A 21,368-nucleotide genomic window follows, 5' to 3' on the forward strand; every position below is an offset into this window, starting at 1 on the left:
CGCGTCCGGCACTCTGGTATCCCGCACCATGACCCCCCAACTCCCCTCTCCCGTACGGACGGACCGCCGCCACCATGACCGACGACCACGCCGCCCCCGCACCCGCACCCGCGCCCCCGGTGGCCGACGGGGCTGCGAACGTGCCGCGCGAGCTGCTCGGCCTGCTGGCCGCCGGGGCCACCGCCGAGGAGCTGGCGGCGCCCGCCGCACGGGCCGGGGCCGGGGCCGGCCCCGCGCAGGCGGCGCTCCTCGCCGAGGCGACCGAGGCCGCGCTGTCCGTACGGCGCACCCTCGACCAGCACCGGCGGCGGGAGGCGGAACTGGCCGCGCTGTTCGACACGGCGGGCGACCTGGCGGCGCTGCGCGGGCTGGACGCCGTACTGCGGGCCATCGTCCGGCGGGCCAGGACGCTGCTGGGCGCGGACGTGGCGTACCTGACCCTCAACGACCCGGCGCGCCACGACACCTACATGCGGGTCACGGACGGCTCGGTGTCCGCCGCCTTCCAGCAGTTGCGGCTGCGGATGGGCGACGGTCTCGGCGGGCTGGTGGCGCAGACCGCGCGGCCGTACGCCAGCCGCGACTACCGCACCGACTTCCGGTTCCGGCACACCGGGGCCATCGACGACGGCGTCGGGGAGGAGGGGCTGCGCGGCATCCTCGGTGTGCCGCTGCGGCTCGGGGACCGGGTGATCGGGGTGCTGTTCGCCGCCGACCGCAGTCCGCGCGACTTCACCCCGGACGCGATCGCGCTGCTCGGCTCGCTCGCCGACCACGCGGCCGTCGCCATCGACGGGGCCCGCCTGATGGAGGAGACCCGGGCCGCGCTCACCGGCCTGGAGGCCGCGAACGCCACGGCCCGCGCGCACAGCGACGCGCTGCGCCGCGCCTCGGACGCCCACGACCGGCTCACCGAACTGGTGCTGCGCGGCGGCGGAGTGGCGGACGTGGCGGGAGAGATCGCGGCGCTGCTGGGCGGCGGCCTCACCGTGCACGACGCGGACGGCGAGGTGCTGGCCCGGGTCGGCGGGGGCGCGCCGGTTCCGCCGAGCCGGGGGCTGGCGGAGTCCCGCACGAGCGGGCGGGCGGTGTACGCGGAGGACCGCTGGACCTGTGCGGTGGTCGCGGGGGCGGAACTGCTGGGGTGCCTGGTGCTGACGGGGCGGTCGGGGCCCGGGGAGCCGGGGCGGGTGCTCGCCGACGCGGACCTGCGCCTGTTCGAACGGGCCGCGCTGGTCACCGCCCTGGTGCTGCTGCTGCGCCGGTCGGTGGCGGAGGCCGAGGACCGGGTGCGCGGCGAACTCCTGGACGACCTGCTGACCGACCCGTCGCGGCGCACCGGCGGCGGAAGTCTGGCGCTGCGCGCCCGGCGGCTGGGCGTCGACGTGGCGGGGCCGCACGTGGTGGTGGCACTGGACTGCGCGCCGCGGGTCAGGTCCCGGCTGGCCACGGAGGCGGCGCGGCGGGCCCGGGCGCTGGGGGCGCTGTCCGGTCCGCGGGAGGGGCAGGTCGTCCTGGTCGCCCCCGGGAACGCGGACCGGGCCGCCCGGCTGGCCCACGAGCTCGCCCGCGACCTGGGCCGGGTCCTGGACTCACCGGTCACCGCGGGCGCGGCGGGCACCGCCGAAGGGCCCGACGGGCTGCCGCACGCCCACGCGGAGGCCGTACGCTGCCTGACCGCGCTGCACGCGCTGGGCCGCACCGGGGAGGGGGCGGACGTCACGGAACTGGGCTTCCTGGGCGTCCTGTTGGGCGACCGGGCGGATGTCGGCCCGTACACGGCACGCGTGCTGGGACCCGTACTGGACTACGACGCGGCGCAGGGGACGGAGCTGATCCGCACGCTGGAGGCGTACTACGCGCACGGGGCGTCACTGATCCGCGCCAAGGACGCGCTGCACGTCCACGTCAACACGGTGACCCAACGCCTGGAGCGCGTCTCCCGGCTGCTCGGACCGGCCTGGAACACCCCGTCCCGCGCCCTGGAGATCCAGCTCGCCCTGCGCCTGCACCGCCTGGCCCGCCCGGAGCGGTCCCCGTGAGGGCCGCCCGGAAGAACGGCGAGGGGCGGTGCGATCCCGCACCGCCCCTCGCCCGTGCACTGCCGGGAGGTCAGGCGCCGATCATGTGCACGCCGCCGTCGACGTGAATGATCTCGCCGGTCGTCTTCGGGAAGAAGTCCGACAGCAGCGCGACGATGCCCTTGCCCGCGGGCTCCGGGTCGGCCATGTCCCACTTCATCGGGGAGCGCTCGTCCCACACCTTCGCCAGGTCGCCGAAGCCCGGGATGGACTTCGCGGCCATCGACCCGATCGGACCCGCCGAGATCAGGTTGCAGCGCAGGCCCTCGGCGCCCAGGTCGCGGGCGAGGTAGCGGGAGGTGGCCTCCAGCGCGGCCTTCGCCGGGCCCATCCAGTCGTACTGCGGCCAGGCGAACTGCGCGTCGAAGGTGAGGCCGACGATCGAGCCGCCCTCGCTCATCAGCGGGCGGCACGCCATCGTCAGGGACTTCAGCGAGAAGGCCGAGACGTGCATGGCGGTGGCGACCGACTCGAACGGCGTGTTCAGGAAGTTGCCGCCGAGCGCGTCCTGCGGCGCGAAGCCGATGGAGTGCACGACGCCGTCGAGCGAGCCCAGCTCCTCGCGGACGAGACCTTCGAGACGGTCCAGGTGCTCCTGGTTCGTCACGTCCAGCTCGATGACCTTCGCCGGCTTCGGGAGCTTCTTGGCGATGCGCTCGGTCAGCGTCGGGCGGGGGAAGGCCGTCAGGATGACGTTCGCACCCTGCTCCTGCGCCACCTTGGCCGCGTGAAAGGCGATGGAGGACTCCATCAGGACACCCGTGATGAGGATGTTCTTGCCTTCGAGGATTCCACTCATGGCGATCAGTGACCCATGCCCAATCCGCCGTCAACCGGGATGACGGCTCCAGTGATGTACGACGCGTCGTCGGAGGCGAGGAACTTCACCGCCGCGGCGATCTCCTCCGGCTGCGCGTAACGGCCGAGCGGCACCTGGGCGACGATGCCCTTGCGCTGCTCGTCGTTGAGCACCTGGGTCATGTCGGTGTCGACAAACCCGGGCGCGACGACGTTGAACGTGATGTTGCGCGACCCCAGCTCACGGGCGAGCGAACGCGCGAACCCCACCAGACCGGCCTTCGAGGCGGCGTAGTTCGCCTGCCCCGCCGAGCCCAGCAGACCCACCACCGAGGAGATCAGCACGACGCGGCCCTTCCTGGCGCGCAGCATGCCGCGGTTGGCTCGCTTCACGACCCGGAAGGTGCCGGTGAGGTTGGTGTCGAGGACGGACGTGAAGTCCTCCTCGGACATGCGCATCAGGAGCTGGTCCTTGGTGACGCCGGCGTTGGCCACCAGCACCTCCACGGGACCGTGCTTCTCCTCGATCTCCTTGTAGGCCTGCTCCACCTGCTCGGTGTCGGTGATGTCGCACTTGACGGCGAGGAAGCCCGCCTTCTCAAGGTCCGACGGATCACCCGAGCGGTACGTGATCGCGACCCTGTCGCCGTTGTCGGCGAAAGCGCGGGCGATGGCGAGGCCGATGCCCCGGTTTCCTCCGGTGACGAGAACCGAGCGGCTCAACGGATCACCCTTTCGAATAGCGGTCTGGTACCGACCGAAACTATCGGTACCGGAGCTCGTACGGAGAATCGGGCCCTGACAGCGCAGTCATCCGGCGGCTGTCGGGTCCCTACAGAAACGTCCCGCTGCCGCGCCGCGCAAAGGGGGTGGCCGCCCCGCCCCCGTACAGGACATGATCGGGGCGACCTCGTCTCGACGACAGGAGACATCCGTGCCGCAGTCCCCCCGATCCCCTCATCCCATCGACCCCGCCTTCACCGCGCTCCCCCTGCGCGCCCTCGCCGACGCCGCCCTCGCGCGGGCCAGGGCGCTCGGGGCGGAGCACGCCGACTTCCGGTTCGAGCGGGTGCGCAGTGCCTCCTGGCGGCTGCGGGACGCCAGGCCGTCCGGGTCCAGCGACTCCACCGACCTCGGGTACGCGGTGCGGGTGGTGCACGGCGGGGCCTGGGGGTTCGCCTCCGGGGTGGATCTCAGCATGGACGCCGCGGCCCGCGTCGCCGGGCAGGCCGTCGCGATGGCCCGGTTGTCCGCCAAGGTGATCAAGGCGGCCGGGTCCGACGAGCGGGTGGAGCTCGCGGACGAGCCGGTGCACGAGGACCGGACCTGGGTCTCCTCGTACGAGATCAACCCGTTCGACGTGCCGGGCGAGGAGAAGGCGGCGCTGCTCGCCGACTGGAGCGGGCGGCTGCTGCGGGCGGACGGCGTGGCGCACGTCGACGCCTCGCTGCTGACCGTGCAGGAGAACAAGTTCTACGCCGACACCGCGGGGACCGTCACCACGCAGCAGCGGGTACGGGTGCATCCGCAGCTCACGGCGGTCGCGGTGGACGCGGGCTCCGGCGAGTTCGACTCGATGCGGACGATCGCGCCGCCGGCCGGGCGGGGCTGGGAGTACCTGACGGGCACCGGCTGGGACTGGGACTCCGAGATCGAGGAGATTCCCTCGCTGCTGGCCGAGAAGATGCGGGCGCCGGGCGTCGAGGCGGGGACGTACGACCTGGTCGTCGACCCGTCGAACCTGTGGCTGACGATCCACGAGTCGATCGGGCACGCGACGGAGCTGGACCGGGCGCTGGGGTACGAGGCGGCCTACGCCGGGACCTCGTTCGCCACCTTCGACCAGCTCGGGAAGCTCGCGTACGGGTCGCCGGTGATGAACGTGACCGGGGACCGGACCGTCGAGCACGGTCTCGCGACGATCGGGTACGACGACGAGGGCGTCGCCGGGCAGTCCTGGGACCTGGTGAAGGACGGCACGCTGGTCGGGTACCAGACCGACCGCAGGATCGCGAAGCTGACCGGGCTCGGGCGGTCCAACGGGTGCGCGTACGCCGACTCCCCCGGGCACGTGCCCGTGCAGCGGATGGCGAACGTCTCGTTGCGGCCGGAGCCCGGCGGGCTGTCGACGGAGGATCTGATCGGGGGTGTCGAGCGCGGGATCTACGTGGTCGGCGACCGGTCGTGGTCGATCGACATGCAGCGCTTCAATTTCCAGTTCACCGGTCAGCGGTTCTACCGGATCGAGAACGGGCGGCTGGCGGGGCAGTTGCGGGACGTCGCGTACCAGTCGACGACCACCGACTTCTGGGGCTCGATGGAGAAGGTCGGCGGCCCGCAGACGTATGTGCTGGGCGGCGCCTTCAACTGCGGCAAGGCCCAGCCGGGCCAGGTCGCGGCCGTCTCGCACGGCTGCCCTTCGGCCCTCTTCCGGGGCGTCAACATTCTGAACACCACGCAGGAGGCCGGGCGATGAGCCGCGTGAGCAAGCCCTACGAGATCGTCGAGCGGGCGCTGGAGCTGTCCACCGCCGACGGATGCGTCGTCATCGCCGACGAGGAGTCGTCCGCGAACCTGCGGTGGGCGGGCAACGCCCTGACCACGAACGGTGTGACGCGCGGGCGCACCCTGACCGTCGTCGCGACCGTGGACGGCGCCGAGGGCACCGCGTCCGGTGTCGTGTCCCGGTCGGCGGTCACCGCCGAGGAGCTGGAACCGCTGGTACGGGCCGCCGAGGCGGCCGCCCGGTCGGCGGGTCCCGCCGAGGACGCCCAGCCGCTGGTCGAGGGCGTGCCGGTGTCGGCGGACTTCCGGGACGCGCCCGCGGAGACCTCGTCGGCGGTCTTCGACTCCTTCGCGCCCGCCCTCGGCGAGGCCTTCGCCCGCGCCCGGTCGGGCGGGCGCGAGCTGTACGGGTTCGCGCACCACGAGATGACCTCCAGCTACCTCGGTACGTCGACGGGGCTGCGGCTCCGCCACGACCAGCCCAACGGCACCCTGGAGGTCAACGCCAAGTCCCCCGACCGTACGAAGTCGGCGTGGGCCGGGCGCTCCACCCGGGACTTCCGGGACGTCGACCCCGGGGCCCTGGACGAGGAGCTGGCGCGGCGGCTGGCGTGGGCCGAGCGGCGGATCGACCTGCCCGCCGGGCGGTACGAGACGCTGCTGCCGCCGAGCGCGGTGGCGGACCTGCTGGTGTACCAACTCTGGTCGTCGGGGGCGCGGGACGCGGTGGAGGGGCGGACGGTGTTCTCCCGGCCGGGCGGCTCCACCCGGCTCGGGGACACCCTGTCCGCGCTGCCGCTGACGCTGCGCAGCGACCCGGACGAGCCGGGGCTCGAAGCGGCGCCGTTCGTGCTGGCGCACTCCTCGGGCGGGGACGCGTCGGTGTTCGACAACGGGCTGCCGCTGGCCCCCACCGAGTGGATCAAGGACGGGAGGCTGGAGCGGCTGATCACCAGCCGCAACACCGCCGCCCTGACGAAACTGCCGGTGGCCCCGGACATCGACAACCTGATCCTCGACGCCGGCGGCACGAAGACGCTGGACGAGATGGTCGCGTCCACCGGGCGCGGACTGCTGCTGACCTGCCTGTGGTACATCCGCGAGGTCGACCCGGCGACGCTGCTGCTGACCGGCCTGACCAGGGACGGCGTGTACCTGGTGGAGGACGGAGAGGTGGTCGGCGAGGTGAACAACTTCCGGTTCAACGAGTCGCCGGTGGACCTGCTGTCGCGGGCCACCGAGGCCGGTGCGACCGAGAAGACGCTGCCCAGGGAATGGGGCGACTGGTTCACCCGGGCCGCGATGCCCGCGCTGCGGGTGCCGGATTTCAATATGAGTTCTGTCAGCCGGGGCGTATAACCTCGGTCAGCACGCATCGGTACCGGCAATCGCCGCGTACCCGTACATCCGAGGAGATACGAGAACCGTGACGGACATCGTCGACGAGCTGAAGTGGCGCGGGCTGTTCGCCCAGTCCACGGACGAAGACGCACTGCGCAAGGCGCTCGCGGACGGCCCCGTCACGTTCTATTGCGGCTTCGACCCGACCGCGGCGAGCCTGCACGTGGGACACCTGGTGCAGGTGCTCACGATGCGCAGGCTCCAGCAGGCGGGTCTGAAGCCGCTGGCGCTGGTGGGCGGGGCCACCGGGCAGATCGGTGACCCCCGTCCGACGGCCGAGCGCACGCTGAACGACCCGGAGACCATCAGGGAGTGGGTGGACCGGCTGCGTGCGCAGATCGAGCCCTTCCTCGACTTCGAGGGCTCGCGGTCCGCCCACCCGGCGACCATGGTCAACAACCTGGACTGGACCGGCGGCCTGTCCGCGATCGAGTTCCTGCGGGACATCGGCAAGCACTTCCGGGTCAACAAGATGCTCACCAAGGACTCGGTCGCCCGCCGGCTGGAGTCCGAGCAGGGCATCAGCTACACCGAGTTCAGCTACCAACTGCTCCAGGGCATGGACTTCCTGGAGCTGTACCGCCGCTACGGCTGCACCCTCCAGCAGGGCGGCAGCGACCAGTGGGGCAACCTCACCGCCGGTCTCGACCTGATCCACCGGATCGAGCCGGAGGCGGTCGTGCACGCGCTGGCGACGCCGCTGATGACGAAGGCGGACGGCACCAAGTTCGGCAAGACCGAGGGCGGGGCCGTCTGGCTGGACCCGGAGATGACCACGCCGTACGCGTTCTACCAGTTCTGGCTGAACGTGGACGACCGGGACGTGTCGCGGTACCTGCGCATCCTCAGCTTCCGCACGCGCGCCGAGCTGGAGGAGCTGGAGGCGCAGACCGAGGAGCGTCCGCAGGCGCGCGCCGCCCAGCGTGCGCTGGCGGAGGAGCTGACGACGCTGGTGCACGGGGCCGACCAGTGCGCCGCCGTCATCGCCGCGTCGAAGGCGCTGTTCGGGCAGGGCGAGCTGACCGACCTGGACGAGCCGACGCTGAGGGCCGCGCTGTCCGAGCTGCCGCACGCGAAGGCGCAGGGCCCGGGCCCGGTCGTGGACCTGCTGATCGCGGCGGGCCTCGCGCCCAGCAAGGGCGGCGCCCGGCGCACCATCAAGGAGGGCGGCGCCTACGTGAACAACGTCAAGGTCACCGCCGAGGACGCCGAGGTCACCGCCGACGAGCTGCTGCACGGCCGCTGGCTGGTGCTGCGCAAGGGCAAGAAGAACCTGGCCGCGGTGGAGATCACGGGCTGAACCGGGTCCGCACCCGTACGGGAGCCTGGTTCGCACCCGTACGGGAGCTGCTTCCGTACGGCAGGCGCGGCAGCGGGCCGGAAGCCCCCCTCGGGGTTCCGGCCCGCTCTCGTGCCGGGGGTCAGGCGCGGCGCCTGTTCCCCCGGGCCATGGCGTAGAGCGCATCGCCCACCCCGACCATGACCACGGCTCCGATCAGCTGCAGGATGTGCCGGCCCCAGTCGATGCCCCGGGTCTCGTCGATACCGAGCCCGGCCGCGATCCAGTTGCCGAGCACGGCACCGATCATGCCGAGGATCGTCGTCAGCCAGAGCGGGATCTGCTGCCTGCCCGGGATGATCGCCTTGGCGATGAGACCGAGCACCAGTCCCACGATGATTGCCCACAACCAACTCATGTCGCCTCCTCGTACGGGCGCGGATGTGCGCTGCGACCAAGTCTGGGCGGATACCCCGTACGGCGCATGTCGGACACCGCCGTACGGGCGAGGCGCGGCCGGTTCCGCCCCCGTCCGTACGGGCCCCGCTCTGCCGTCTGTCGGAGGGCGGGCGTACCGTGGAGGTATCCGGGCCGGGGAGTGCCCGGCGCTGGAGTCTGGTGGTGGAGTCGTGGTGCGGAAGCTGCGCGGGGCCGAGGTCGTACGGATCACCGGAGCCCGGCAGGGCCTCGCCGAGGACGTCCGGGGCAGACAGCGCCGGTACGTCATCTCGATGTCGGTCAGGACGGTGGCGGTCATCCTCGCCGCCGTGCTGTGGAACGTGGAGCGTCACGTGGCGATCGTGGCGCTGGCGCTGGGCGTGCTGCTGCCGTACGTCTCGGTGGTGATCGCCAACGCCGGCCGGGAGAGCGCCAAGCCGCTGCCCAGTTCGTTCGTGCCGGCGCCGGTGCGGCCGGCGATCGGGCCGCCGCTGGAGGGCACCGTGATGGGGCCCGACGAGGGTCCTTTCCGGGACGCGGGGGCGGCCTCCGGGCGGGCCGAACCGGTCAACGAGCCCCGGGGGCGGACCACTTAGCTCCACCCGGGCTCAAGAAAAGCTCAGATCAATCATGACGTTCCGGTGCACCGCACCCCGTCCCCCGTGACATACTTCGTAGGCGCTCCGCATCCCCCGTCGGAGCGACGGACCGACGCCGGGCAGCTCCCCCCGTGGCTGCTCGGCGTCGCCTTTTTGTTCTGGGATGTGTTGTGGGAAGTCTGCGGTGAGCGAAGAGAACCCCGTCTGTTCCGCCAAGGGCTGCCGCGTCGACGCGGTCTGGGTGCTGGCCTGGAACAATCCGAAGCTGCACACTCCGGAGCGCCGCAAGACGTGGCTCGCCTGCGAGGAGCACCGCGAGCACCTGTCGCAGTTCCTGGGCGTACGGGGTTTCCTCAAGGACGTCGTGAAGCTCGCCGACTGGGACGAGCCCCCGGCCCGCTGAGGCCCCCGTCAGCCGCCGATCGCCGACATCGGGCGGTCCGGCTGGAGGAAGGCCGGGTCGTCGAGGCCCGAGCCCGCCTTCTTGCCCCACATCGCGACCTTCCACAGCTCCGCGATCTCCTGGTCCGTGGCCTGCGAGCGCAGCGCCGAGCGCAGGTCGGACTCCTCGCGGGCGAAGAGGCAGGTGCGGACCTGGCCGTCGGCGGTGAGCCGGGTGCGGTCGCAGGCCCCGCAGAACGGGCGGGTGACCGAGGCGATGACGCCGACCCGGTGCGGGCCGCCGTCGACCGTCCAGCGCTCGGCGGGCGCGGAGCCGCGCTCGGTGTCGCTCTCCTCGGTGAGGGTGAAGCGGGTGCGCAGGGAGGCCAGGATGTCACCGGCGGTGATCATGCCGTCGCGCTTCCAGCCGTGCTGGGCGTCCAGCGGCATCTGCTCGATGAAGCGCAGCTCGTAGTCGTTCTCGACCGCCCAGGTCAGCAGGTCGGGGGCCTCGTCGTCGTTGAGGCCGGGCATCAGGACGGTGTTGACCTTGACGGGGGTGAGTCCGGCGTCGCGGGCGGCGGCCATGCCCTCCAGGACGTCCCGGTGGCGGTCGCGGCGGGTCAGGGTCTTGAAGACGTCGGGGCGCAGCGTGTCCAGGGAGACGTTGACCCGGTCGAGGCCGGCGGCCTTGAGGGCGGCGGCGGTGCGCTTGAGGCCGATGCCGTTGGTGGTCAGCGACATCCTGGGGCGGGGGACGAGGGCGGCGCAGCGCTCGACGATCCCGACCAGGCCGGGGCGGAGCAGCGGCTCGCCGCCGGTGAAGCGGATCTCGGTGATGCCCAGTTCGGTGACGGCGATGCGGATCAGCCGGACGATCTCGTCGTCGGAGAGCAGCTCCTGCTTGCCGAGCCACTGCAGGCCCTCTTCCGGCATGCAGTAGGTGCAGCGCAGATTGCACTTGTCCGTCAGAGAGACGCGCAGGTCGGTGGCGACCCTGCCGAAGGTGTCGATGAGCACTGTGGGCCCCCTCCCCGATGGGTGACTGGTACTTCCGACACTACGCGACGGCACTGACAACGCCGGGGGCCGATTGTCACGAGTCGCGACGGGGCCGCGTCGTAGGACTCTACGACGCGGCCCCGGTGCCGGGTACCGGAACGTACCGGTCAGTACGGCGCGTACCGGAAAGTACGGTCAGTGCGCTCCGGTGCCGGTGAGCGACTTGACCTCCAGTTCGGCGTACTTGCCCTTGTCGGGCGCCTCCTTGGAGAGCACCGAGCCGAGCCAGCCGAGCAGGAAGCCCAGCGGGATCGAGATCAGGCCCGGGTTCTCCAGCGGGAACCAGGCGAAGTCGACGCCCTTGAACATCGAGGTCGGCTTGCCCGAGACGACCGGCGAGAACAGCACCAGGAAGACCGCCGCGAACAGGCCGCCGTAGATCGACCACAGAGCGCCCTGGGTGGTGAAGCGCTTCCAGAAGAGGCTGTAGAGGATCGTCGGCAGGTTGGCGGAGGCGGCGACCGCGAAGGCGAGGGCGACGAGGCCGGCGACGTTGAGGTCGCGGGCGAGGGCGCCGAGCGCGATGGAGACGATGCCGATGAGGACGGTGGCCCAGCGGGCGGCCCGCATCTCCTCCTTCTCCGTCGCCCTGCCGCGCCGGATGACGTTCGCGTAGATGTCGTGCGCGAACGAGGACGACGAGGCGAGGGTGAGGCCCGCGACGACCGCGAGGATCGTCGCGAAGGCGACGGCGGAGATGACGGCCAGCAGGATCGCGCCGCCGGTGGAACCGGAGCCGCCGCCGATTTCGAGCGCGGCGAGCGGGGCCGCGGTGTTGCCCGCCTTGTTGGAGGCGGTGATGTCGCCCGGCTTGAGGAGGGCGGCGGCGCCGAAGCCCAGCACGATCGTCATCAGGTAGAAGGCGCCGATGATCCCGATGGCCCAGTTGACGGACTTCCGGGCGGCCTGCGCGGTCGGGACGGTGTAGAAGCGGATCAGGATGTGCGGCAGTCCGGCCGTGCCGAGCACCAGGGCGATGCCCAGGGAGAGGAAGTCCAGCTTGGACATCGCGCTGACGCCGTACTTGAGGCCCGGCTCCAGGAAGCCCTCCTTGCCGCTGTTGGTGGCGGCCGCGCCGAGCAGGTCGGAGATGTTGAAGTTGAACTTCAGCAGGATCAGGAAGGTGATCAGCAGGGTGCCCGCGATGAGCAGGACGGCCTTGACCATCTGCACCCAGGTGGTGCCCTTCATGCCGCCGATGGTGACGTACACGATCATCAGGACGCCGACCAGGGCGACGATGGCGATCTTGCCGCCGTCGCTGGTGATACCGAGCAGCAGGGACACCAGCACACCGGCGCCGGCCATCTGCGCGAGCAGGTAGAAGATCGACACGACGATCGTCGAGGTGCCCGCCGCGGTGCGCACCGGGCGCTGCTTCATGCGGTACGCCAGGACGTCGCCCATGGTGTACCGGCCGGAGTTGCGCAGCGGTTCGGCGACCAGCAGCAGGGCCACCAGCCAGGCCACCAGGAAGCCGATGGAGTACAGGAAGCCGTCGTAGCCGAAGAGGGCGATGGAGCCCGCGATGCCCAGGAAGGAAGCGGCGGACATGTAGTCGCCGGAGATCGCGAGGCCGTTCTGGAAGCCGGTGAACTGGCGGCCGCCGGCGTAGAAGTCGGAGGCGCTCTTGGTCTGCCGTCCGGCCCAGACGGTGATGCCGAGGGTGGCCACGACGAACGCGGCGAAGAGGCTGATGATCAGCGGCCGGTGTTCGCTCGCGCCCTCACCGGCGGCGAGCTGCCAGCCCAGGTTCAGGGTGTTCATTCGCCGGCCTCCAGACGGGACTTGATCGCCGCGGCCTTCGGGTCGAGCTTGGTCGCCGCGTGCCGGGCGTAGAACCAGGCGATGAGGAACGTCGTCACGAACTGGAGGATGCCGAAGACGAGGGCGACGTTGATGTTGCCGAAGAGCTTGGTGCCCATGAAGCCGCCGGCGTAGTTCGACATCAGTACGTACAGCAGGTACCAGGCGATGAAGGCGACGGTCAGAGGGAAGGCGAACGAGCGGTGGGCGCGGCGCAGTTCGCCGAATTCCGCGCTCTCCTGCACCGCGACGAACTGCTCTGTCGTGGGCCCGGCGGGCTGGGTGTCCGGGCCGCCCTGGGGCGGTGGTGCATCGGTGGTCACGGATTCTCCTCGCGACGCGGTCGGAACGGAGGGGGTCAAGAGGACCTCACTGGGACGGGGGACGGACGGCTTGCCTCCCCCTGTCAACGGCACGGCGCGCGGGGCGTCTCGGTTCAACGGACGCGTTTTCTTTTCCGAACTCATTGATTGCACCCGTTGATCAGCGATAGCTTCGCTGGTCATGTACCCGTCCAACCGCATTTTCGCGGTGGGACGTTCGGCACGGATGATGTGGAGATCCCATGGCTCATCTGGGAAGCAGACGATCTCGCGTACTGGCCCTGCCCGTCGGGCTGGCCCTGACGGCCTCGCTCGGTGTGCTCCCGCTGGCCTCGGCCAACGCGGCGCCCGTGGAGGCCGCGCCCGCGGCGGTCCCGGCGGCGGACGGCCCCAAGCTGTCGTACGTCGTGAACGTCGAGGGCGGCAGGTCGACGGCCGCGTCGGTGAAGAAGGCGATAGCCAAGGCCGGCGGCACCGTCGTGATCTCGTACGACAAGATAGGCGTCATCGTCGTCACCTCCCAGAACCCCGAGTTCGGGAAGCAGATCCGCGCGGTGCGCGGCGTGGAGTCGGCCGGTGCCACCCGCACCAAGCCGATGGCGGCCGCGAGCACCACGGACGTCGGCGGCACGAAGGTGCTGACCCAGGCCGAGGCGAAGCAGGCGGCGGCCCTCGCGAAGAAGGCCGACACCGCGCAGGACCCGCTGGAGCCGCTGCTGTGGGGCCTGCCGGCGATCCGTGCCGACAAGGCGCACCAGAAGACCCTGGGCAGCAAGCGGGTCAACGTCACCGTCATCGACACCGGCGTGGACGACACCCACCCGGACCTGGCGCCGAACTTCGACGCGCAGGGCTCCGCGAACTGCGTCGGCGGCAAGGCGGACACCACGCCCGGCACCTGGCGGCCGAAGACCGGCGAGTCCGACCACGGCACCCATGTGGCGGGCACCATCGCGGCGGCGAAGAACGGCGTCGGCGTCACCGGCGTCGCGCCGAACGTGCGGGTCTCCGGCATCAAGGTCGCCGACGCGACCGGCTTCTTTTACACCGAGGCCGTCGTCTGCGCGTTCGTGTACGCCGCCGAGCACGGCGCGGACATCACGAACAACAGCTACTACACCGACCCGTGGATGTTCAACTGCAAGGACGACCCGGACCAGGGCGCCCTCGTGGAGGCCGTCGACCGGGCCCAGCGGTTCGCCCGCAAGCAGGGCACCATCTCGGTCGCCTCGGCGGGCAACTCCAACTTCGACCTGGGCGGCAAGGAGATCCTGGACACCTCCAGCCCGAACGACTCCACTCCGGGTCCGCGCACCATCGACCCGAAGAAGTGCCTCGACATCCCGATGCAGCTGGACGACGTGATCACGGTCTCCGCCACCGGCGCGAAGAACCTGAAGTCGTCGTACTCCAGCTACGGCAAGGGCGTCGTGGACGTGGCGGCCCCGGGCGGCGACCGCACCGCGTACCAGGAGCCGGAGGGTCCGGCCGTCAACGGCGCGATCCTCTCCACCCTGCCGGGCGGCGGCTACGGCTACAAGAACGGCACCTCGATGGCGTCCCCGCACGTCTCGGGCGTCCTCGCGCTGCTGAAGTCGACGCACCCGAACGCCACGCCGAACCAGTTGGAGCGGATGCTGACGTCGCAGGCGGAGTCCACCGCGTGCGGTGCGCCGTACGACATCGACAAGGACGGCAAGATCGACGCGGTCTGCAAGGGCGGGGTCAACGACAACGGCTTCTACGGGGCCGGAATCGTCGACGCGCTGCGCGCCGTGCGCTAGTTGAACCGTGAGGGGGGCGGGGCCGCGGGTACGGCCCCGCCCCCCTCACGCCTGTCCCGCGCACCGCGGGTCGCCGTCGCCGCGCCTCCCCGGCGGGGGGCGGCGGCCCGCTCCGGGGCGCGCAGGACGCCCAGGGCCAGCAGGCACTGCGCCGCCGCGTAGGTGGCCATCACCCAGAAGTCCGGTGCGGGGAGCTGTGGCCACTGGGCCACCCCGGTGGCGATCAGGGTGTCCGACAGCAGGAAGAGCGCGCCGCCGAGTCCGGCGCACCGGCCCAGGCCGCTCGCCCGGAAGGCCGTCACGGTGAGCAGCAGGCTGTATCCGGCGACCGGGACGCGCAGCTCGGCGGGGAGGTCGGCCCACAGCAGCGCCACCGTGCCGGCGAGCGCCAGGGCGTAGAGCGCGCCGAGCGGACGGCGCGTCGGCGCGCCCCTGAAGAGCAGCAGGTAGCAGACGTGGCCCAGGGCGAAGGAGCCCATGCCGAGCAGGAAGGCGGGGTCGGCGTCGAAGAGCAGCGCCACGTCTCCGCCCCAGCCGAACAGGAGCGCCGCCACCAGGAGGCGGGGGCCGCCGCGCACGACGACGTGACCGGCGAGCAGCGGCATCAGCAGCGGCTTGGCGATGGCGTGCACCGGCCACGCGCCCGCCAGGAGACCGCCGAGGTCGACGGCGGCGGCGAGCAGGAACGCGGCGAGGAGGGCGCGGGCGACCCGGTCGCGGCTCACGCGGCGGGCTCGGGCTGCTGGGCGGGGGCGGCGTCGGCGGCAGCGGCAGCGGCAGCGGCGGCACCAGTGGCAGCACCGGCGGCCGTCGGCTTCGGTTGCCAGCCCGGGCCGCCGAAGACGCGCCCGGCGCGCTCGCGCCAGGTGCGGGCGGCGCGCACGTCGCGGGCGATGGCCGCGTACTCGTGGGTGGCGACCCGCAGGGGGTTGTAGGTCTCGATGTTCTTCGTCAGGCCGTAGACGGGGCGTTCCGTCTCGGACACGAAGGAGCCGAAGATACGGTCCCAGACGATCAGGATGCCGCCGAAGTTCCGGTCGAGGTAGCCGCCCTGGGACGCGTGGTGCACCCGGTGGTGCGAGGGCGTGTTGAGGACGTACTCGAAGGGCCTCGGCAGCTTGCCGACCCGCTCGGTGTGCACCCAGAACTGGTAGACGAGGTTCGCGGACGAGCAGAAGGCCAGGGCGGCCGGGTGCACTCCCGCGACGATCAGCGGCAGGTAGAACGGCCACACGGTGAGCGTCGTCCAGGGCTGGCGCAGCGCGGTGGTGAAGTTGAACTTCCGGCTGGAGTGGTGGACGACGTGGCAGGCCCACAGGATGCGCACGACGTGGTGGCCGCGGTGCGACCAGTAGTAGAAGAAGTCCTGCGCCAGCAGCATCAGCGGGACCGTCCACCACAGCACGGGTATCCGGGCGGGCGTCAGCTCGTACACCAGCGTGTAGAGCGCGACGATCGGGATCTTCCACAGGAAGTCGAAGCCGATGCTGCCGAGACCCATGGTGATGCTGGTGGCGGCGTCCCTGGTCTCGTACCCCTCGGCCTCGTCGTCGGGGTGCAGTCGGTAGCTGACGATTTCGAGCACGGTGAGCAGGACGAAGGCCGGGATCGACCACAGCACGACATCGGGCAGGTTCGGCATGCCCGCACGATAGGACGGCGGGCGGGGACCCGACTAGGGGTTGTTACCCACAAGTATGTAAGAACTTCCGTCAGGACCGGCCCGCGGTGCGGGCGGTGCCGCCCGGTTCCTCACCAGACGCGCACCGACCCGCCCGGGGCGAAGGCCGGGCCGGTGGCGTCCGCCGGCACCTCCCGGAGCGGCTGGGCGATCTCCTCGACGGTGGGCCCGGCCTCGGCGGCGAGCGCGTCCAGGAAGCAGGGGGCGGTGCCCTCGTCGTGCGGGTGGTCGCCGCCCCACATGACCTTGTCGAGGCCGATGCGGTGGCGCAGCGGCGATGAAGAGCAAAGAGCCGTGCGCCGGGGGAAGTTGGAGGCCATGCCGAGAGTGCGGCTCACGCGTGAGGCCGTGCTGGACGCGCTGGTGGAGCGGACGGTGCGGGAGAGGGGCGAGCTGGTGCCGCGCGGCCGCACGCCGGCCGACCGGGTGGTCTCGGTGACCCGGGCCCTGCGCCGCGAGCTGCGTGCCCGCCCGCACCTGATCGCGACGGTGCACGAACGCGGCCTCACCGAGCGGATGTTCCTGCCCGCGCAGCAGGCCCTCGTCCGCGAGGTGCACGCGGCGGGACTGCGCGGGGCGCGGGCGGCCTCCGTGGTGCGGGCGGTGCAGCTCCAGGCCGTGGGGCACGTCCTGGTCGAACGCAACCGGGAGCGCACGCCGGTGCAGTCCCCCGCCGGGGCCGACCTGTGGTCCCCCGGCCCGGCCGGGCCCGACCCGGCCCCGGCGAGGGCCCTGGCCCGCCCGGCGGGCCCGGAGCGGGTGTTCGTGGTGTCGGTACGGGCGCTGCTGGGGCGGCGGGGGAAGCGGAGTGAGGGGCCCCGGCGCCGGTTTCCGGCCGACGGCTCGACGCGGACCGGCGCGGCTCGGGGCGGACCCGCTCCGTACTGGGCGAATAGGGGTCTGTCAGTGGCGGCCCGTATTCTCTGTGACCATGCTCGATGACCAGACCCCAGCGGCAGCAACCTGGCCGACCGCCTACCCGAAGGGGTACGCGGTCGTCGATGTGGAGACCACCGGTCTCTCCCGCGACGACCGGATAATCTCCGCCGCCGTCTACCGCCTGGACGCGCACGGCGACGTGGTCGACCACTGGTACACCCTGGTCAACCCCGAGCGGGACCCGGGTCCGACGTGGATCCACGGCCTGACGAGCGACGTACTGGAAGGCGCCCCGCTCTTCCCGGAGGTCGCGGGCGAGTTGTCCGAGCGGCTCGACGGGCGGGTCCTGGTCGCGCACAACGCGATGTTCGACTGGTCGATGCTGGCGCGGGAGTACGCGCGCGCCGGGCGCACCGCGCCCGTGCGGCAGCGGCTGTGCACCATCGCGCTCGCCAAGGAGCTGGCGCTGCCGCTGCCCAACCACAAGCTGGCCTCGCTGGCCGCCCACTTCGGCGTCGTCCAGCAGCACGCGCACCACGCCCTGGACGACGCGCGCGTCCTCGCGGAGGCGTTCCGGCCGAGCCTGCACGCGGCGGCGCAGGGCAACGTACGGCTGCCGCTGCTGGAGTGCCGTCCGCTGACGGAGTGGACGGACGCGCCGCCCGCGCCCCGGATCGGTTACCAGTCCGCGTACGGCGGCAGCGGCGGCGGACAGGGCAGTTGGCGGCCGTCCAGGAAGCGGCCGGCCTGCCCGTACCCGAACCCGGGCCGCTACCAGGCGGACAAGCCGCTGATGCAGGGGATGCGGGTGGCGTTCTCCGGGGACACCTCCGTCGACCGCGACCTGCTGGAGGACCGCACGGTCGAGGCCGGGCTGCACGTCGCGACGAGCGTGTCGCGGCTGACGAGCCTGCTGGTCACCAACGACCCCGACTCGGCGACCTCCAAGACCGTCAAGGCGAAGACCTTCGGGACGCCGGTCGTCGACGAGGCCGCGTACACGCACCTGCTGCGGGACGTGGCCCCGGCCCGGACGGACATATGACGTCGGACGGGTGAGTGCCGGGCGTGCCCTGCGCGCCGCACGCGTCCTCGCCGTGCACCCTGTGCCCCATGGCACGATGCGAGGTTTGCGGAAACGACTACGGCATGTCCTTCGAGGTGCACGCACAGGGCGCGGTGCACGTCTTCGACTGCTTCGCCTGCGCCATCCACCGGATGGCCCCGATCTGCGAGCACTGCCGGTGCCGCATCATCGGCCAGGGCGTCGAGGCCGAGGGCCACTGGTACTGCGGTGCGCACTGCTCCCGGGCGGAGGGGAAGGCGGGCATCGTCGACAAGGTGTGAGGCGCCGGGGCGCTCCCCCCGGCTCGGGCAACCCGCCCACCGGGGGACTTCTCGCGCCGGGTACCGTCAAAGCGTGTACCGCTTCCTGTTGTCCCGGCAGTGGGTGATCCTCACCCTCCTGGCGCTCGTGCTGATCCCCGTGATGGTCGAGCTCGGCTTCTGGCAGTTCCACCGCCACGAGCACAGGGTCGCGCAGAACCAGCTGATCGCCGGGAACGTCAAGGCGAAGCCGAAGCCCGTCGGTGAGCTCACCTCCCCCGGGCACACCGTCCCGCGCGCCGACTTCTGGCGCGCGGCGACCGCCACCGGCACCTTCGACACCGCGCACGAGGTCGTCGTGCGCCGCCGCACCTCCGCCGACGACCAGGTCGGCTTCCACGTCCTGACGCCCCTGGACCTCACCGGCGGCGGCACGGTCCTGGTCAACCGGGGCTGGGTGGCCTTCGGCACCGACCAGCAGGCGTTCCCGCACGTTCCGGCCCCGCCGAAGGGCGAGGTCACGATCACCGGCCGGCTCAAGGCCGACGAGACGACCTCCGGCAGCGGCATCAAGGACCTCGAAGGTCTCCCGCCCCGGCACGTCATGCTCATCAACAGCGCGCAGCAGTCCAGGCTGCTGGGCCGCCCGGTGCTCGGCGGCTACCTGGAGCTGACCGCTCCGGTTCCGCCCGGCGGCAGCCCCGAGGTGATCCCCGCTCCCGACTCCGAGTCGATCGGCGCGCACATGGCGTACGCCGTGCAGTGGTGGCTGTTCGCGGCGGGAGTGCCGGTCGGCTGGGTCGTTCTCGTACGGCGGGAGAAGCGCGAGCGGGACGCGGCGGCGGCCGGGGCGGCGCAGGACGCGGCGGAGGCGGCCGAGGCGGAGAGGTCCGCGACGGCGTCCTCCGCCTGAAGGACCGGAGCCGGTGGGGCGTCGGCGGCGGTGCGCGGCCGGCGCGCGCCGGCGTTCGTGGCCGCGGCGCGGGCCCCGTGGCCAGGGTGAACACGTGACCGGCCTGACGGATTGGCACACTTCCCCGCCGGGAAGACGCCCTGCGTGACCCAACGCATCGAGGACTACGCGCTCATCGGGGACCTCCAGACCGCGGCCCTGGTCGGCCGCGACGGTTCCCTGGACTGGCTCTGCCTGCCCCGCTTCGACTCCGCCGCGTGTTTCGCGGCACTGCTCGGCGACGAGGAGAACGGCCACTGGCGGCTGGCCCCCGAAGGCGCCACCACCTGCGCCGCGCGCTCCTACCGGGGGGACTCGCTGGTGCTGGAGACCGTGTGGGAGACCCGTTCCGGCAGCGTCAAGGTCACCGACTTCATGCCGCAGCGCGACCAGGCCCCCGATGTCGTACGGATCGTGGAGGGGCTGACCGGCGAGGTCACCGTGCACTCCACGCTGCGGCTGCGCTTCGACTACGGGCACATCGTGCCCTGGGTGCGCCACACCGACGGGCACCGGGTGGCGGTCGCGGGCCCGGACGCGATCTGGCTGCGGGACGTGCCGCGGTCGGCGGACGGGACCGAGGGCGCGGGGCCCCGGGTCAAGACGTGGGGCCAGCAGTACAGCACCCGTTCCTCCTTCTCCGTCAAGCCCGGCGAGCAGGTCGCGTTCGTGATGACCTGGCACCCCTCGCACGAGCCGAGGCCGCCCCTCGTCGACCCGTACGCGTCCCTGGCGCACAGCCTGGAGGACTGGGAGGCGTGGACGTCCACCTGCACCTACGAGGGCCCGCACCGGGAGGCGGTGCTGCGCTCGCTCATCACCCTCAAGGCCCTCACGTACGCGCCCACCGGCGGCATCGTCGCCGCGCCGACGACCTCGCTGCCCGAGGAGCTGGGCGGCGTGCGCAACTGGGACTACCGCTACTGCTGGCTGCGCGACTCGACGCTGACGCTGGGGGCGCTGCTGGCCGCCGGGTACCTGGAGGAGGCCGGGCACTGGCGGGACTGGCTGCTGCGGGCGGTCGCCGGGGACCCCGCCGACCTGAAGATCATGTACGGGATCTCCGGCGAGCGCCGGCTTCCGGAGACGGAGCTGCCGTGGCTGCGCGGCTACGAGAACTCCGCGCCCGTACGGATCGGCAACGACGCCGCCGAGCAGTTGCAGCTGGACGTGTACGGCGAGGTCATCGACTCCCTGTACCTCGCCCGGGAGGCCGGTCTCGCGCCCAAGCCGCACGCCTGGAAGCTCCAGCTCAGCCTGCTCGGCTTCCTGGAGACGATGTGGCGCGAGCCCGACGAGGGGCTGTGGGAGGTGCGGGGCCCGCGCAAGCACTTCGTGCACTCCAAGGTCATGGCGTGGGTGGCCGCCGACCGGGCGGTCCGCACCCTGGAGAAGGACCCCTCGCTGCCGGGCGACGCGGCACGCTGGCGGGCGATGCGCGACGAGGTGCACCGCGAGGTCTGCGAGAAGGGGTACGACCCGGAGCGCAACACCTTCACCCAGTCCTACGGCTCCGCCGAACTCGACGCGGCGGCGCTGCTGATACCGCAGGTGGGGTTCCTGCCGCCGGACGACCCGCGGGTGGTGGGAACGGTGGAGGCGGTACGGGCCGAACTCGGCCGGGACGGCGACTTCATCCAGCGCTACAGCACCGCCGAGGCCGAGACGGCGGAGGGCAACCGGGTCGACGGGCTGCCGGGCGGCGAGGGCGCGTTCCTGGTCTGTTCCTTCTGGCTGGCGGACGCGCTGCTGCTGACCGGGCGGGTCAAGGAGGCCCGCGAACTCTTCGACAAGCTGCTGGCGCTGCGCAACGACGTCGGGCTGCTGGCCGAGGAGTACGACCCGGTGGCCGGGCGGCAGCTCGGGAACTTCCCGCAGGCGTTCAGCCACATCGGACTGGTGGGAACGGCGGTGGCGCTGGCCCGGGCGGAGGCCCGCGACGAGGCCCGGTCCGGGGAGGGCGCGGGATGAGCGCCGCACCCTGCGCGAGCGGTCGCGCGGTCCCGGGTCGCGCGGTCCCGTCCAGGCCGGGAGCCCGGCCCCCGTACCGGACGCGTCAGCCCGTGCCGCTCG

Annotated in this window: 20 protein-coding genes and 1 pseudogene; 12 read left to right on the plus strand and 9 right to left on the minus strand. The window is 72.1% G+C overall.

The genetic code is table 11. The features are described from left to right. Positions 1 to 74 precede the first annotated feature (74 nt). Complete coding sequence (locus ACZ56L_RS16810; RefSeq protein WP_471064731.1) at positions 75 to 2,042, plus strand: helix-turn-helix domain-containing protein; 1,968 nt, start codon at positions 75 to 77, stop codon at positions 2,040 to 2,042. 70 nt (positions 2,043 to 2,112) lie between these two features. Here ACZ56L_RS16810 and fabI read toward each other — a convergent pair whose 3' ends face one another. Together fabI and fabG are read right to left on the minus strand one after the other, a co-directional pair. Continuing rightward, on the minus strand, positions 2,113 to 2,880 hold the full coding sequence (gene fabI / locus ACZ56L_RS16815; protein ID WP_345224311.1) for an enoyl-ACP reductase FabI: 768 nt from the start codon (positions 2,878 to 2,880) through the stop codon (positions 2,113 to 2,115). A 5-nt stretch (positions 2,881 to 2,885) separates the two neighbouring features. Then, positions 2,886 to 3,602: a 3-oxoacyl-[acyl-carrier-protein] reductase gene (fabG, locus tag ACZ56L_RS16820; RefSeq protein ID WP_345224308.1), complete on the minus strand. Its 717-nt coding sequence runs from the start codon at positions 3,600 to 3,602 to the stop codon at positions 2,886 to 2,888. Between the two features lie 241 nt (positions 3,603 to 3,843). On the opposite strand from fabG, the gene ACZ56L_RS16825 reads away from it, so the two are divergent. The 3 genes from ACZ56L_RS16825 to tyrS all read left to right on the plus strand — a co-directional run bounded on the left by ACZ56L_RS16825 (position 3,844) and on the right by tyrS (position 8,085). Next, the gene (locus ACZ56L_RS16825) at positions 3,844 to 5,355 is read left to right on the plus strand and encodes a TldD/PmbA family protein (RefSeq protein WP_468684351.1); all 1,512 of its coding nucleotides are present in this window, start codon (positions 3,844 to 3,846) and stop codon (positions 5,353 to 5,355) included. Beyond that, a complete protein-coding gene (locus tag ACZ56L_RS16830; RefSeq protein ID WP_468684270.1) occupies positions 5,352 to 6,743 on the plus strand; it encodes a metallopeptidase TldD-related protein in 1,392 nt (463 codons plus the stop codon). The genes ACZ56L_RS16825 and ACZ56L_RS16830 overlap by 4 nt, the downstream gene beginning before the upstream one ends. A 67-nt stretch (positions 6,744 to 6,810) precedes the next feature. After that, a complete protein-coding gene (tyrS, locus tag ACZ56L_RS16835) occupies positions 6,811 to 8,085 on the plus strand; it encodes a tyrosine--tRNA ligase (RefSeq protein ID WP_471064735.1) in 1,275 nt (424 codons plus the stop codon). Between the two features lie 121 nt (positions 8,086 to 8,206). Here the strand turns inward: tyrS and ACZ56L_RS16840 are convergent, their stop codons facing one another. Continuing rightward, entirely contained in the window at positions 8,207 to 8,482 is a 276-nt protein-coding gene (locus ACZ56L_RS16840; RefSeq protein ID WP_345224298.1) for a GlsB/YeaQ/YmgE family stress response membrane protein, read from the minus strand. Between the two features lie 214 nt (positions 8,483 to 8,696). On the opposite strand from ACZ56L_RS16840, the gene ACZ56L_RS16845 reads away from it, so the two are divergent. Together ACZ56L_RS16845 and ACZ56L_RS16850 are read left to right on the plus strand one after the other, a co-directional pair. Next, positions 8,697 to 9,098: a DUF3099 domain-containing protein gene (locus tag ACZ56L_RS16845; protein WP_345224296.1), complete on the plus strand. Its 402-nt coding sequence runs from the start codon at positions 8,697 to 8,699 to the stop codon at positions 9,096 to 9,098. 187 nt (positions 9,099 to 9,285) lie between these two features. Continuing rightward, positions 9,286 to 9,504: a hypothetical protein gene (locus tag ACZ56L_RS16850; protein ID WP_345224293.1), complete on the plus strand. Its 219-nt coding sequence runs from the start codon at positions 9,286 to 9,288 to the stop codon at positions 9,502 to 9,504. A gap of 8 nt (positions 9,505 to 9,512) precedes the next feature. Here the strand turns inward: ACZ56L_RS16850 and moaA are convergent, their stop codons facing one another. The 3 genes from moaA to ACZ56L_RS16865 all read right to left on the minus strand — a co-directional run bounded on the left by moaA (position 9,513) and on the right by ACZ56L_RS16865 (position 12,673). After that, the gene (gene moaA, locus ACZ56L_RS16855) at positions 9,513 to 10,502 is read right to left on the minus strand and encodes a GTP 3',8-cyclase MoaA (protein WP_471064737.1); all 990 of its coding nucleotides are present in this window, start codon (positions 10,500 to 10,502) and stop codon (positions 9,513 to 9,515) included. Positions 10,503 to 10,679: 177 nt separating this feature from the next. Beyond that, positions 10,680 to 12,311: a solute symporter family protein gene (locus tag ACZ56L_RS16860; RefSeq protein WP_345224288.1), complete on the minus strand. Its 1,632-nt coding sequence runs from the start codon at positions 12,309 to 12,311 to the stop codon at positions 10,680 to 10,682. Continuing rightward, entirely contained in the window at positions 12,308 to 12,673 is a 366-nt protein-coding gene (locus tag ACZ56L_RS16865; RefSeq protein WP_345224286.1) for a DUF485 domain-containing protein, read from the minus strand. The genes ACZ56L_RS16860 and ACZ56L_RS16865 overlap by 4 nt, the downstream gene beginning before the upstream one ends. Positions 12,674 to 12,915: 242 nt before the next feature. Here ACZ56L_RS16865 and ACZ56L_RS16870 point away from each other — a divergent pair, with 242 nt between their 5' ends. Then, entirely contained in the window at positions 12,916 to 14,457 is a 1,542-nt protein-coding gene (locus tag ACZ56L_RS16870) for a S8 family peptidase (RefSeq protein WP_468684262.1), read from the plus strand. On the opposite strand, the gene ACZ56L_RS16875 is transcribed toward ACZ56L_RS16870, so the two are convergent. The 3 genes and pseudogenes from ACZ56L_RS16875 to ACZ56L_RS16885 form a co-directional block, all read right to left on the minus strand. Then, complete coding sequence (locus ACZ56L_RS16875) at positions 14,454 to 15,182, minus strand: lysoplasmalogenase (RefSeq protein ID WP_471064740.1); 729 nt, start codon at positions 15,180 to 15,182, stop codon at positions 14,454 to 14,456. The genes ACZ56L_RS16870 and ACZ56L_RS16875 overlap by 4 nt on opposite strands. Then, positions 15,179 to 16,099 (minus strand): sterol desaturase family protein, encoded by a 921-nt coding sequence (locus ACZ56L_RS16880; protein ID WP_471064742.1) that lies wholly within the window; start codon positions 16,097 to 16,099, stop codon positions 15,179 to 15,181. The genes ACZ56L_RS16875 and ACZ56L_RS16880 overlap by 4 nt, the downstream gene beginning before the upstream one ends. Positions 16,100 to 16,209: 110 nt before the next feature. Next, positions 16,210 to 16,413, minus strand: a pseudogene (locus ACZ56L_RS16885) (amidohydrolase family protein); the annotation flags it as partial. A 52-nt stretch (positions 16,414 to 16,465) separates the two neighbouring features. On the opposite strand from ACZ56L_RS16885, the gene ACZ56L_RS16890 reads away from it, so the two are divergent. From ACZ56L_RS16890 to ACZ56L_RS16910, 5 genes are all read left to right on the plus strand, one after another. Further along, positions 16,466 to 17,080, plus strand: a complete 615-nt coding sequence (locus ACZ56L_RS16890) for a TetR/AcrR family transcriptional regulator (protein WP_471064744.1) — start codon at positions 16,466 to 16,468, stop codon at positions 17,078 to 17,080. Beyond that, positions 17,064 to 18,062, plus strand: coding sequence for a DEDDh family exonuclease (locus tag ACZ56L_RS16895; RefSeq protein WP_345224275.1), 999 nt, complete (start codon positions 17,064 to 17,066; stop codon positions 18,060 to 18,062). Before ACZ56L_RS16890 ends, ACZ56L_RS16895 begins: the two co-directional genes overlap by 17 nt. Before the next feature lie 68 nt (positions 18,063 to 18,130). Continuing rightward, positions 18,131 to 18,364: a hypothetical protein gene (locus tag ACZ56L_RS16900; protein WP_345224274.1), complete on the plus strand. Its 234-nt coding sequence runs from the start codon at positions 18,131 to 18,133 to the stop codon at positions 18,362 to 18,364. A gap of 73 nt (positions 18,365 to 18,437) precedes the next feature. After that, on the plus strand, positions 18,438 to 19,256 hold the full coding sequence (locus tag ACZ56L_RS16905) for an SURF1 family cytochrome oxidase biogenesis protein (RefSeq protein WP_471064746.1): 819 nt from the start codon (positions 18,438 to 18,440) through the stop codon (positions 19,254 to 19,256). 144 nt (positions 19,257 to 19,400) lie between these two features. Next, entirely contained in the window at positions 19,401 to 21,266 is a 1,866-nt protein-coding gene (locus tag ACZ56L_RS16910) for a glycoside hydrolase family 15 protein (protein WP_345224270.1), read from the plus strand. Positions 21,267 to 21,368: the final 102 nt, after the last annotated feature.

The sequence above is a fragment of the Streptomyces sp. NPDC039736 genome (genome assembly GCF_055596485.1).

What these genes read in the sequence shown, in the direction of transcription:
- ACZ56L_RS16900 (WP_345224274.1), top strand. Translation starts at nt 18,131, where the DNA reads ATGGCACGATGCGAGGTTTGCGGAAACGACTACGGCATGTCCTTCGAG.
- ACZ56L_RS16840 (WP_345224298.1), bottom strand. Translation starts at nt 8,482, where the DNA reads ATGAGTTGGTTGTGGGCAATCATCGTGGGACTGGTGCTCGGTCTCATC.
- ACZ56L_RS16860 (WP_345224288.1), bottom strand. Translation starts at nt 12,311, where the DNA reads ATGAACACCCTGAACCTGGGCTGGCAGCTCGCCGCCGGTGAGGGCGCG.
- ACZ56L_RS16870 (WP_468684262.1), top strand. Translation starts at nt 12,916, where the DNA reads ATGGCTCATCTGGGAAGCAGACGATCTCGCGTACTGGCCCTGCCCGTC.
- ACZ56L_RS16810 (WP_471064731.1), top strand. Translation starts at nt 75, where the DNA reads ATGACCGACGACCACGCCGCCCCCGCACCCGCACCCGCGCCCCCGGTG.
- ACZ56L_RS16830 (WP_468684270.1), top strand. Translation starts at nt 5,352, where the DNA reads ATGAGCCGCGTGAGCAAGCCCTACGAGATCGTCGAGCGGGCGCTGGAG.
- fabI (WP_345224311.1), bottom strand. Translation starts at nt 2,880, where the DNA reads ATGAGTGGAATCCTCGAAGGCAAGAACATCCTCATCACGGGTGTCCTG.
- ACZ56L_RS16880 (WP_471064742.1), bottom strand. Translation starts at nt 16,099, where the DNA reads ATGCCGAACCTGCCCGATGTCGTGCTGTGGTCGATCCCGGCCTTCGTC.